An 11,051-nucleotide genomic window follows, 5' to 3' on the forward strand; every position below is an offset into this window, starting at 1 on the left:
AGGCCAGACTTGAAGACTCTTACGGTTTCTTCAGTACGCCAAAACGCGCGAATCGTGATGCGGCGTCAACGACGCGATGAATCTCGACAAATTCAAATTCCCGCGCGGCGGCCGCGATGTCGGCGGGTTTTCCTCCGACGGGGCACACGTGGCAACGTCAAGCGGGCCGGAGGGGTGGGGTAGTGATGCCCCATGGGCTGCCAGTACCTTTCGACTGGCATTGGTGCACGAATTGCGTGCTCCGTTGCAGGTGCTGCAAGGGCATCTGGATGCGCTTTGGGGCGAGGGCGGCCGCCTGGAGGATAGGCGTGACCTGGGTGACCCGCCTGTCGATGCGGGCGCGATGGCGCCAAGGGAACGACTTGGCGCCATGCGCAATATGCTCGACGTCGTTGCGAGCGCGGTGGACGACGTGCTGCACCTGGGGCAGGACGACGTCACGGAACTCCCGCTTCGCGAGGCCGCTTTCGAGGTGCGCGCGTGCCTCGACGCGGAGGTCGACGGGTTTGCTGGGGCGGCGCACACCAAAGGGCTCGTGCTCGAATGCCATATTCCCACCGAGGTGCCCGTCATGATTCAGGGAGACGCAGCCCGATTGCGCCAGATCCTGCGAACGCTGCTCGACAATGCGCTGAAATACACCGTTTGTGGCGGTGTGGCGGTCAAGGCATCGTGGCGCGCCGCTGCGGCGCACGACGCTGCCTTGACCGGGAAGCGGCGCGACGCCGGTACGGGACAACTGACGATTCACGTTTGCGACACCGGGCCCGGCATTCCGGCGGGCATGGAAAACGCCGTCTTCGCGGCATTTGCCCGTGCCGACCGCTCGGTGCCCGGCTCCGGGCTGGGATTGTGGATCGCCCAGCAATGGGCGCGGCGCATGGGGGGCGCGCTCAGCGTTGAGCCGTCGACGACCGGCGCCCGCTTTCGCTTGTCGGTACCCTTCGCCACACCCGATGCCGTGCCTTCCTCCGGCGTAGCTCGCGCTGAGGCGTGCGAGTCGCCCGCGTCGCCAGCGACGCCAATGGCTTCGCCGCCCGCATCGGCGCCGGCGGTGCCTGTCGCACACGTTGACGTGCGTCCCGGGTTGCGGGCGCTGGTGGTGGACGACCACGTCATGAATCGCAGGATCCTCGGCGACCAGTTGTCGTCGCTCGGTTGCGTCGTCGCGCGTGCGGGTGAACTGAGCGACGCGTTGCTCCAATGGACGGCGCAAGAGGTCGATGTCGTGCTCACCGATGTGCAGCTCGGCGGTGCATGCGGCCTGACGCTGGCGAAGACGCTTCGCACATTGGCCCCGGTGCTCGGTCGCGCATCGCCCGTGGTGTTCGCGGTGACGGGGTCGGTCGTCGGCGCGCGGGCAGCACGAGACGCCGGTATCGACGGCGTGTTGACGAAGCCGGTATCGCGCCAACGGCTGGCGCAGATGCTGGCGGTGCGGTGGCCTTGCGAGGCGAGCGAGGTGAACGAGGTGAGCGAATGCGTTGCGCCGCCGAATGCGGGTGAGCGCCCGAAGGCATCGCGGCCGCCGCTGCATGACGATCCGTACGCACGTCGCTTGATGCGCGAGGAAATGGCGAAGGATCTTGCGCGCTTTCGCCGCCTGATCGCCTCACGGCGCGCGGAGGACATCGACGCGGCGCAGGCACTGCTGCATCGCATGCGCGGGGCGTGCCGCATGTTCGGCGATCCGGCGTTGACGGCGCGATGCGATCGGCTGGCCGAGAAGCTCACGGACTGCCGAATCGCGCTGGACAATCAGACGTAGCGGTAGACGGCGAGAAAGTGACAGGCCGTACCGCCGATGGCAAATAGATGCCAGACCAGATGGCCGAATTTGATATGGCCGTCGAGCGAGTAGAAAAGGGCGCCGACGGTGTAGGCAACGCCGCCGGCGTACAGCCAGTCTGCGCCAGGGCCGGGGATGGCGGCGAGCACCGGACCGGCGACCAGTACGGCGATCCAGCCTAGCCCAACGTAGAGCAGGGTGGAGACGAGCGGCCGGTCGAGCAGGCCGAGTCCCTTGGCAACCAGCCCGGCAATGGCCATGGCCCATACGCCGGTCAGCAGCGGCCAGCCCCACGGGTCGTGAAGGATCTTGACGGTAAAGGGGGTGTACGTCCCGGCAATGAAGAGAAAGATGGCGCAATGATCGACACGCATGAACAGCCGTTTCGCACGGCCATCGGGCAAGCCGTGATACAGCGCGGACGCCAGATAGACGATCACCATGGTGATGGCGAACACGCCGATGCCGATCTGCTCTCCCGTGCTTGGCAACGGCGGGCGGACCGCCGTGAACAGGGCGGGCGTGGCGGCGAGGGCGGCCATGCAGGCAATGCCGTGACTCGCGCTATTGGCGAGTTCTTCGCCGCGCGTCTGTGCGCGTCCGGTCGCTTTCATGCCGCCTTCTCCTGTGTGGATCTCGCGATCACGACGGATGTGCGTCGCGCCATTTGCGAACCGCTTCCATCGTGTTGGTGACGTGTTTATCCGGATCGAGGCTCACATAGCTGTAGATCACCTTGCCGTCGGGGGCAATGACATACGAGACGCGATTGGCATAGTCGGGTTTGAGCGAAAGCACGGCGTCGTAGGCCCGCATGATGCGCTGATCCGTGTCGGCCGCCACGGCAAACTTGCTGCGGCACTCGGACACGGAGAACTTGTTGAGCGTTTCGATGTTGTCGTGCGAAACGCCGATGACCGTGGCGCCCATCGCCTTGAACTTGTCGGTGGCCTCCGCGAAGTCGTGCGCTTCGATCGTGCATCCTTCGGTGAACGCGGCCGGATAGAAGTACAACACGACGGGGCCCTTCTTCAGGGCGTCGGCCAGCGAGAACGTGAAGACCTTGCCGCCGAGCGACGCTTGGGCAGAGAAAACAGGGGCGGGGGTGCCGTTCTTCAGGGCGGCGTGCGCGGGAATGAAGCACCAGGCCGTCACCCCGACAATGGCGGCTGCGGCAGCGATTCCGAACCAACGTTTCATGCAGGACTCCTGGAGTGAATGCTTAAGCATAGAGGCTCGCGACGGCGGTGTCCAACGGGGAGGATATCCCTCCATGCCGCAGCCATCGGGGCAGGGCAGTCGGCAGTCTACTGCGGGAATCGTGACACGATTCGGTCACCGTCGTGTCATGAAGCGTGCGAGGTCGCGTCGGCAGGCTCGCCGCGATCGCGGCCGCCCTGCCTGAGCGTCGCCTGCGGCGCGTTACCGCTTCTTGGCGCTCCTCACCGTTCCCCACCGTTCCTCACCGCTCGTTACCGTTGCCGATCGGCAGAACCGTCGTCGACTTGATCTGCGAGAGCGCGATCATCGAGTTGACCTCCTGGACCATTGGCAATTGCGAAAGACGTTCGAAGAAGAATCGCTCATAAGCCTCGACATCGCGTGTGACGATGCGCAGCAAAAAGTCGACATTGCCCATGAGCACGTGGCATTCGAGCACTTCCGGAAAATCCTGAATGGCCTTCGAGAACTCGGGCAGCGCGTTGCGATTGTGGCCGGCCAGTTTTACGTGAGCGAACAGCATCACGTTCAATCCGACCTTCTTGCGATCGACGAGCGCAACGCGTCGTTCGATGACGCCTTCGGCATCGAGTCGGTCGATGCGACGCCAGCACTGCGATTGCGACAGTCCGATGCGCTCGCCGATTTGTGCGGCCGAGAGCGAAGCGTCTTCTTGAAGCAGTGCGAGAATTTTCTCGTCGAATTCGTCAATTTGCATGATTAATTCTCAATGGCCTGAATATTTGAATGAATCATGTGAAATCAATGGCGTTTTGTCAACGATACGCGAAGCATTTGCTGGCCGATCCCGGTAAGCTGGGTTCTCATTGGGCCTAATCGCCGCCACAATGCCTCCCGATTCGATGGATCCCGCAGGAATACACGTACCCATGAAACTTGATCTGACGTTCCCCGCTGCCGAAACCGCGACCGGCGCCGTCGCCCAGCCTGTTGCCCCGTTGTCTGCGAAGGGGGCCGAGTTGATTGCGCGGACCTTGGTCGAGATTGGCGTGGATACCGTCTTCTGCTATCCCGGTGGCGCCAACCTCGAAATGCTCGACGCGCTCTCGCGTGTGGCCATCACACTGGTACGAACAGAGCACGAACAAGGCTCGGTCTTCGGTGCGCAAGGCTATGCGCGTGCCACGGGCAAGCTCGGCGTATGTCTGGCGACCTCCGGCCCCGGCGCGACGAATCTCGTCACGGGCATTGCCGACGCCGCAAGCGATTCCGTGCCGATTCTCGCCATCACCGGCAACGTCGCCACGCATTGGCTCGGCAAGAACGCGTTTCAGGAAGTCGACATCGTCGCTATCACCCAGCCGGTGACAAAGCTCGCCCGGCAGGTCCGAGAGGCGCGGGACATTCCCGCCGCGTTGCGCGAAGCGTCCGCCTGCGCCATGGCGGGGCGGCCAGGGCCTGTCTTGCTCGATTTTCCGAAGGATATTCAACAGGCGCGTCCCGATCATCCGACCGACAAGCGTGTCACAGCGCCGGTGCCGGCGGGCATGAGCGACGAGACCGCCCAACGGATCGCGGCCTTGCTTGCCCGAAGCGAGCGCCCGGTGATCTACGCCGGGGGCGGCGTCATCGCCTCGGGGACCGGGTCGCAGCTCGTGGCACTGGCCGAAGCGCTCGATTGCCCGGTGGCGCTCACGATGATGGGGCTGGGTGCGATGCCCGACAACCATCCGTTGCTGCTCGGCCCGCTCGGCATGCATGGCGCCTACGCGGCCAACGTCGCGGTCAATGAAGCCGACCTTGTGCTGGCGCTCGGCGTGCGTTTCGACGACCGGGTGATCGGCGATCCGGCCTCATTCGCGCGGCATGCCACGATCGTCCATATCGATGTCGACGCCGCCGAAATCGGTAAGAACAAGCCCGTCGCGCTCGGCGTGCATGCGGATCTGCGCGACGCCTTCGCCGGCCTGCTGGCGCACGCGTCGCGCCGCAACGTGCCGGATTGGCACGCCTACTTGCGCGAGCGGTGTGAGGCGCATCCGCTGCGGGCGCTCCGGCAGGCGGGCGCAGCGGATGCGGTCAATGAGGCCGACTCTGTGGGCGCGCTGACGGGCGTCGCTGTCATCACGGCACTCGCGGCGCTTCTGCCGCCGCAAGCGGTCGTGACCACGGGCGTCGGACAGCACCAGATGTGGGCGATGCAGCACCTGCGACTTCGCCAGCCGCGCACGTTCCTGTCGAGCGCGGGGTTCGGCACGATGGGCTTCGGCTTGCCGGCAGCGATCGGTGCCAAAGTGGCGTTGCCGGACGTCCCGGTCATCGACATCGACGGCGACGGCAGTCTGAACATGTCCGTCAACGAACTGTCGACCTGCCGCCGCTATGGGCTGGGCGTCAAGGTGCTGGTCATCAACAACCAGTGGCTGGGCATGGTCCGCCAATGGCAGGACATGATCTACGCACGCAATCGCGTCGCGTCGTCGCTTGTCGACCCGAACGCGCCGGACGGGGCCGGCGACGGGCGTCCGTATCCGGACTTCGTCACCATTGCCGCGGGGTATGGGGTGGCGGGCGCCCGTGTGACCCGGGCAGACGCGTTGCCCGCCGCCCTCGCCCGCATGCTCGAAGACCCGAGCGAGCCGTATCTGCTGGACGTCCTCGTCGCCCGCGAGGACGACGTTTATCCGATGATTCCCGCAGGCAAGTCGTATCGCGATATGGTCTTCGGTCCCGGCCAGACGGCAGGCCCCATCGCGGTGGGAGCGTTCTGACGCACGGGCCCGGCAGGCGAGGCGCGACCGTGCGGGCGGGCTCTGGCGCGTGCCAACCTTGCGTTTTCATTCTCATCCGGCGGGAATTGGATCGCACGTCGCGAGATCGCAACGTCCTAAACCGAGGCGGTGGCTTTTTTTCATTTCGGTGACGGCGCGGAGTATCATTGCGCTCTTTCAAGAATTCTCGCCAAGGAAATCAACATGTTGACGAAGCGCCTCGTGCTGGCCGCCGCCTGTTTTCTGACGACCTTCGCCGCGTTGCCGGCGGCGCAGGCCGCCGATCCCACGTACACGGTGGGCGCAGGCGGTACGTATCGCCCGTTCGAGTTCGAAACGCCGCAGAAGGAGCTGGCCGGTTTCGACGTCGATATCATCAAAGCCATCGGCAAGGCCGGCGGGTTCAATGTGAAGCTGGTCAGCACGCCGTGGGAAGGCATCTTCGCCACGCTCGACCAGGGCGATCGCGACATCATCATTTCGGGCATCACCATTACCGACAAGCGTCGTGAAATGGTGGACTTCTCGGCCCCATATTTCCCGGCCGATCAGGTCATCATCACCTCGCCGGGTGCCAAGGTCGCGGGTCTGGCCGATCTGAAGAAGCTTCAGGTGGGGGTGGTCAACTCGAGCACCGGCGACATTTCCGTGTCGGAAGAACTGGGCCGCACGAGCACCGCGATCCGCCGCTTCGACAATACGCCGCTGATGCTCGAAGAGCTGTATCGCGGGGGTGTTGACGCCGCCGTGGGCGACGTGGGCGTCATCAAGTTCTACATCAAGAGCCATCCGGAAAAGCCGTTCAAGCTGGTCTACGACAGCAAGTTCAAGCGCCAGTACTTCGGCATCGCCGTGAAGAAGGGCAATAAGGTTGCGCTCGACAAGATCAACACCGGTCTGAAGAAGATCGTGGCCGACGGCACCTACGCCAAGATCTACAAGCAGTGGTTCGACGCCGACGTGCCGTCGCTGCCGCAACAGTAAGCAACGCGTGTAAGATTCGCGCCACGCTCGCCAGAGACCTGGCCACTCGCGGCCCGTGAGCTGATCGTCGACTTCCGACGTCAACCCCCGGGCCGCGAGCGTTTTTCTGCCGGCCCGCCGGTTCGTTTCATTTTGTGAGAAAGGTGCTTCATGGGTGGGTTCCAGTGGAACATCATCAGCGAATACATGCCCCTGTTCGTCGAGGGCACGCTGATGACGCTCAAGTGCACGGTGATCTGCGTGATCGCCGGCACGTTACTTGGGCTCGTGCTGGGCGTCGGCCGACTGGCCGAAGCGCGTCACGGCTTCTACAAGTATTTCCTGCGCTACGCGGTGCAATACCCGGTGCGCTTCTACGTCAGTTTTTTCCGCGGCACGCCGCTGTTCGTGCAGATCCTGCTGATTCACTTCGCGCTGATGCCGGTGCTGATCAACCCCTCGGAAGGGTTGCTCGTGAGTGGCGACCTCGCGCGGGAAATCCGTTCGCAATACGGCGCCTTCATGTCGGCGGTGCTGGCCATCTCGCTGAACGCGGGGGCCTACGTGTCCGAAATTTTCCGCGCCGGGATTCAGTCGATCGATCGTGGGCAGGCGGAAGCGGCGCGCTCGCTGGGCATGACCTATATGCAGACGCTGCGCAAGGTCGTGCTGCCGCAGGCCTTTCGCCGCATGCTGCCGCCGCTGGGCAACAACGCCATTGCGATCGTGAAGGATTCGTCGTTGGCGTCGGCCATCGGTCTGGCGGAACTGGCGTATGCCGCGCGCACAGTATCGGGGGCATACGCTCGTTACTGGGAGCCGTATCTGACGATTTCGCTCATCTACTGGGTGATCACGCTGGTGCTGTCGGCATTTGTTCAACATCTGGAATCGAGGTACGGCAAAGGTGATCGTCGTCAATAACCTGCAGAAGCAGTACGGCGAGGCGCACGTACTGCGCGGCATTTCGTGCCGCATCGAAGAGAGCGAAGTCGTGTGTGTGATCGGGCCGTCGGGCTCGGGCAAGAGCACGTTCCTGCGCTGCCTGAACGGCCTGGAAGACGTGAGCGGCGGTGAAGTGCTCGTCAACGGTTTTCACGTGGAAGACCCGAAGACGGACATGAACGCCATGCGCGCGAGCGTGGGCATGGTGTTTCAGCGTTTTAACCTGTTTCCGCACATGACGGTGCTCGAGAACCTGATCCTCGCGCCGATGCAGGTCAACGGCATCAAGCGTGGCGAGGCCGTGACCATCGCCGAGCAACTGCTGCGCAAGGTCGGCCTGATCGACAAGATCGATGCGTTCCCGAACCAGCTCTCCGGCGGTCAGCAGCAGCGCGTGGCGATTGCCCGTGCGCTCGCGATGCAGCCCAAGGTCATGCTCTTCGACGAGCCGACCTCGGCGCTTGATCCGGAGCTGGTGGGCGAAGTGCTCGAAGTCATGAAGTCGCTGGCCGACGAAGGCATGACGATGGTCGTTGTGACCCACGAAATGGGGTTTGCCCGTGAAGTCTCCGACCGCGTCCTGTTCATCGATCAGGGCGTGATCATGGAAGAAGGCAAGCCGGAGCAGATTTTCTCGGCCCCGAAGCACGAGCGCACGCGCGAATTCTTGCGCAAAGTCCTGTAATTCTCACGATGGCGAGGCCCGCGGAGGTATATCCGAGGGCCGCATCTGATTACAATGCGAGGGTACGCGCGCCAAGTGCCATTGCCGTCCGGCATTGGCGCGCCGCCGGCCCCCTGAGCCCCCAGCCAGGTTCTTTTCACAGGGCAGTGACCTTTGTCCAGGCCTGCCCCGCAATCGACGATTGCACTCCGATTTCACGAGGTAGTCATGAGCCAGCCAATCGCTGTGACCCGCCAGACGTTCGACGACGTGATGGTGCCCAATTACGCTCCTGCCCAGATGGTGCCCGTGCGCGGCGAAGGCTCGCGCATGTGGGACCAGCAGGGTCGCGAGTATGTCGATTTCACCGGCGGCATCGCGGTCAATGCGCTTGGCCACGCCAACCCCGAACTGGTGAAGGTCATCGAAGCGCAGGCGCGCAAGGTCTGGCACATCGGCAACGGCTACACCAACGAGCCGGTGCTGCGTCTGGCCACGGCTCTGACCGACGCCACGTTCGCCGACAAGGCGTTCTTCTGCAATTCGGGCCTTGAAGCCAACGAAGCGGCACTCAAGCTCGCGCGCCGCTACGCCTACGACCATGCGGCCGAGCGCGGCGGCAAGGAAAAGAGCGAGATCATTTCGTTCTACAACTCGTTCCACGGCCGCTCGCTCTTCACCGTGAGCGTTGGCGGTCAGGCGAAATACACCGAAGGGTTCGGCCCGATCCCGGCCGGCATCATGCACCTGCCGTACAACGACCTGGCGACCGTCGAGGCGACCATTTCGGACGCTACGGCGGCGGTCATCGTCGAGCCGGTGCAAGGCGAGGGCGGCGTGCTGCCCGCCGATCCGGAATTCCTGCAGGGCCTGCGCGCGCTGTGCGACAAGCACAACGCCTTGCTGATTTTCGATGAAGTGCAGACGGGCGTCGGCCGCACCGGCACGCTGTACGCGTATGAGCAATACGGCGTGACGCCGGATATTCTGACCACCGCCAAGGCACTGGGCAATGGGTATCCGATTGGCGGCATGCTCACCACGAACAAGATCGCCGCGAGCTTCTCGCCCGGCACGCATGGCTGCACGTACGGCGGTAATCCGCTTGCCACGGCCATCGCCGGGCGTGTGCTGGAACTGATCAACACGGCGGAGACGCTCAACGGCGTGAAGGCGCGTCACGATCATTTCATCAAGGGCATCGAGGCGATCAACGCGCGTCATGGCGTGTTCGACCACGTGCGCGGCATGGGGCTGTTGATCGGCGCGGTGCTCAAGCCGGCATTCGCTGGTCGCGCGAAGGACATCGTGGCGGAATCCGAAAAGCACGGTTTGATGGTGCTTGTGGCCGGGGGCGACGTGGTGCGCTTTGCGCCGTCGCTGAACATTCCGTTCGCCGATATCGACGCCGGTCTCGCGTCGCTGGAGAAGGCGGTCGCGGTCGTGGCGGCGACGGTGAAGGCGATCTGATCGCACCGGCCGACGTCACGACCTGACGGTATGCAGGACTTCGGGCCGGACCGACGGATGACGTCGCTCCGGCCTTTGTTTTACTCAATTCGCGGAAGGTGCTCATGACCCGTCAATCGACCATGGCGACGCCCCCGGCCGCCGACACGGACTCGCCCGACGCGGCAGCGACGACCTCGCTGCGCGTCGTGCGCCTGGCGCGTCGCGGCGATCTTCCCGCGCTGTTGAAGCTGGCGGCGCAGGCTGGCCCCGGCATGACGTCATTCAAGCCTGATGAAGCGGCGCTCGAGGCGCGCCTGGCCCGCGTTGCCGCTACCTTGGCGGGGCAAGCCCCCACGGCAGAGCAAGGGTATCTGTTCGTGATGGAAGACGTCACCTCCGGCGAGATCGCCGGCGTGTGCGGTCTGGAGGCCGCAGTCGGGCTGGAGCAACCGTTCTATACGTATCGCAAGGATACGATCGTGCATGCGAGTCGCGAGCTGAACGTCTGGTCGCGAATGTTGACGCTCTCGCTCTCGAACGACCTCACCGGTTATAGCGAACTGTGCTCGTTGCTGCTCGATCCTTCGTGGCGCGGACATGGCAATGGCGCACTGCTCTCGAAGGCGCGTTTTCTGTTCATGGCGCAGTTCCCCGAGCGTTTCGGTCCGCATGTGTGTGCCGAGCTGCGCGGTTTTTTCGACGACAACGGGCAGAGTCCGTTCTGGCAGTCGCTCGGGCAACATTTCTTCAAGATCGATTTCGATCAGGCGGATTACCTCACCTCGATCGGCAAGAAGTCGTTTGTGGCCGAGTTGATGCCGAAGTACCCCATCTACGTCGACTTCCTCTCCCCGCCGGCGCAGGCCGCCATCGGGGTCACGCATCGCGATACGCTTCCGGCGCGCCGGTTGCTGGAACAGGAGGGCATGCGCTCCGGGGCACATGTCGACATCTTCGACAGCGGCCCGGTACTCGAAGCGCGCGTGGCCGACTTGCGCGCCGCACGCGACAGCCGTTATCTCAGCGTGACCCTCACGGGCACGGCCGGTCAGGACGAGGGGGCGGCGCCGGCCGTCCCCAACGCGGAGCCCTACCTCGTGGCGTGCCTCGGGCTGGACGGCTTTCGCGCCACGCTCGTCACGGGGCGTCCCGAGCGACGCGCGTTCGCGCTCAGCCCGCTCGCGGCGCAGGCGCTGGGTGTGAAGCAGGGCGACCGCATTCAGGTGCTGCCGCTCAAGCCGCCGCGCGCCGACGCGATCTGATCGTGCGCCGACGGCGGTTCGCC

10 protein-coding genes are annotated in these 11,051 nt (G+C 64.2%); 7 read left to right on the forward strand and 3 right to left on the reverse strand.

What is annotated here, in order from left to right:
• The first annotated feature begins 76 nt into the window (after positions 1-76).
• Positions 77-1,768: a sensor histidine kinase gene (locus PCE31106_RS08055; protein ID WP_150562959.1), complete on the forward strand. Its 1,692-nt coding sequence runs from the start codon at positions 77-79 to the stop codon at positions 1,766-1,768.
• Here the strand turns inward: PCE31106_RS08055 and trhA are convergent.
• The 3 genes from trhA to PCE31106_RS08070 form a co-directional block, all read right to left on the reverse strand.
• On the reverse strand, positions 1,759-2,403 hold the full coding sequence (gene trhA, locus PCE31106_RS08060; protein WP_130026117.1) for a PAQR family membrane homeostasis protein TrhA: 645 nt from the start codon (positions 2,401-2,403) through the stop codon (positions 1,759-1,761). The two genes, PCE31106_RS08055 and trhA, sit on opposite strands and share 10 nt — an antisense overlap.
• Before the next feature lie 28 nt (positions 2,404-2,431).
• Positions 2,432-2,989, reverse strand: coding sequence for a peroxiredoxin (locus PCE31106_RS08065; RefSeq protein ID WP_017234555.1), 558 nt, complete (start codon positions 2,987-2,989; stop codon positions 2,432-2,434).
• Between the two features lie 262 nt (positions 2,990-3,251).
• On the reverse strand, positions 3,252-3,728 hold the full coding sequence (locus PCE31106_RS08070) for an Lrp/AsnC family transcriptional regulator (protein ID WP_017234556.1): 477 nt from the start codon (positions 3,726-3,728) through the stop codon (positions 3,252-3,254).
• A 172-nt stretch (positions 3,729-3,900) separates the two neighbouring features.
• Here PCE31106_RS08070 and ilvB point away from each other — a divergent pair, with 172 nt between their 5' ends.
• The 6 genes from ilvB (at position 3,901) to astA (ending at position 11,028) form a co-directional block, all read left to right on the forward strand.
• Positions 3,901-5,742, forward strand: a complete 1,842-nt coding sequence (ilvB, locus tag PCE31106_RS08075) for a biosynthetic-type acetolactate synthase large subunit (RefSeq protein WP_150562960.1) — start codon at positions 3,901-3,903, stop codon at positions 5,740-5,742.
• Between the two features lie 204 nt (positions 5,743-5,946).
• Positions 5,947-6,726, forward strand: a complete 780-nt coding sequence (locus PCE31106_RS08080; protein ID WP_017234558.1) for a basic amino acid ABC transporter substrate-binding protein — start codon at positions 5,947-5,949, stop codon at positions 6,724-6,726.
• 150 nt (positions 6,727-6,876) lie between these two features.
• Positions 6,877-7,629 (forward strand): amino acid ABC transporter permease, encoded by a 753-nt coding sequence (locus tag PCE31106_RS08085; RefSeq protein ID WP_017234559.1) that lies wholly within the window; start codon positions 6,877-6,879, stop codon positions 7,627-7,629.
• Positions 7,613-8,335 (forward strand): amino acid ABC transporter ATP-binding protein, encoded by a 723-nt coding sequence (locus PCE31106_RS08090; protein WP_017234560.1) that lies wholly within the window; start codon positions 7,613-7,615, stop codon positions 8,333-8,335. The genes PCE31106_RS08085 and PCE31106_RS08090 overlap by 17 nt, the downstream gene beginning before the upstream one ends.
• 207 nt (positions 8,336-8,542) lie before the next feature.
• A complete protein-coding gene (locus tag PCE31106_RS08095) occupies positions 8,543-9,784 on the forward strand; it encodes an aspartate aminotransferase family protein (protein WP_150549997.1) in 1,242 nt (413 codons plus the stop codon).
• A 179-nt stretch (positions 9,785-9,963) separates the two neighbouring features.
• Positions 9,964-11,028 carry an arginine N-succinyltransferase gene (astA, locus tag PCE31106_RS08100; protein ID WP_026132063.1) on the forward strand — a complete coding sequence of 355 codons (1,065 nt, stop codon included), beginning with the start codon at positions 9,964-9,966 and terminating at the stop codon, positions 11,026-11,028.
• Positions 11,029-11,051: the final 23 nt, after the last annotated feature.

The organism is Pandoraea cepalis, assembly GCF_902459665.1.
GTDB classification, from domain to species: domain Bacteria; phylum Pseudomonadota; class Gammaproteobacteria; order Burkholderiales; family Burkholderiaceae; genus Pandoraea; species Pandoraea cepalis.